1 protein-coding gene is annotated in these 797 nt (G+C 68.8%); it reads left to right on the top strand.

Translation table 11 applies throughout. The annotated features are described in order from the left end of the window. Window positions 1-748 (top strand): hypothetical protein (locus AC1DVT_RS20480; RefSeq protein WP_477391263.1); only part of this gene is annotated, 748 nt, incomplete at its 5' end. Window positions 749-797 lie beyond the last annotated feature (49 nt).

The raw sequence follows: 797 nt of genomic DNA, 5'->3' as shown, positions 1-797 counted from the left end.
CTCCGCACCGGTATCGTTCACCGCGCTCGATGACCTGGACCAGCTGACCGGGGAGCAGTGCGGGCCGGTCGTGTACCCGGTGCCGGCATTGTTCAACGCTGAACCCGATGAGCCGACATGCGCGTCTCCGGGCACGTTCGCCACCGGATTCCTCGGTGAACCCACCGACGTCTTCGGCGACGTCGCGCTGTACGAGTTCGAGAACGTCTTCGTGACCGTCGACCGTTCGGTGGACGGCGAGGTCACGCTCACCGTCGAGGCGATGCCCGGCTTCACGCTGGGCGGCCTGGATGAGTCGAAGTGGGACGTGAACGAGGACGCGACATCCGCGACACGGACGATCGTGCTGGGTGACCAGCGCAGTGGACCCGAGGCGTGCCCGCTGGTGGTCGTCCCCGCTCCGGCAGCTCCGACGTTCGTCGATGTCTGCGGCACGGTGAATGACGAATACACCGTTCCGGCAGACACGGCGACGGTGCGCTACGAGGTCGTCGAGGACGGCGACACCGTGACCATCACGGCTGTGCTCGTCTCCGAGGCCGACGAGTTCCCCGCCGGTGCCGTGACGGAGTGGACGTTCACATTCACGGATGACGCCTGCCCCGCGCCGGCTGGAGGGTCGACACCGCCATCCGCGATGCTGCCGGCCACCGGTGGCGGCGACGTGATGCCGTTGGGCTTCGCGGCCGCGGTGATGCTGCTCGCCGGCGAGACCGTGGTCGCTTCGCGGCGCCTCGCGCAGCACTAGTCCGACAGTAGAGCGGCCCCGCCTCGATCCCCGGATGGAGGCGGGGCTG

The organism is Microbacterium sp. P2_F9 (genome assembly GCF_056403635.1).
This window is presented reverse-complemented; position numbering and strand designations above follow the sequence as displayed.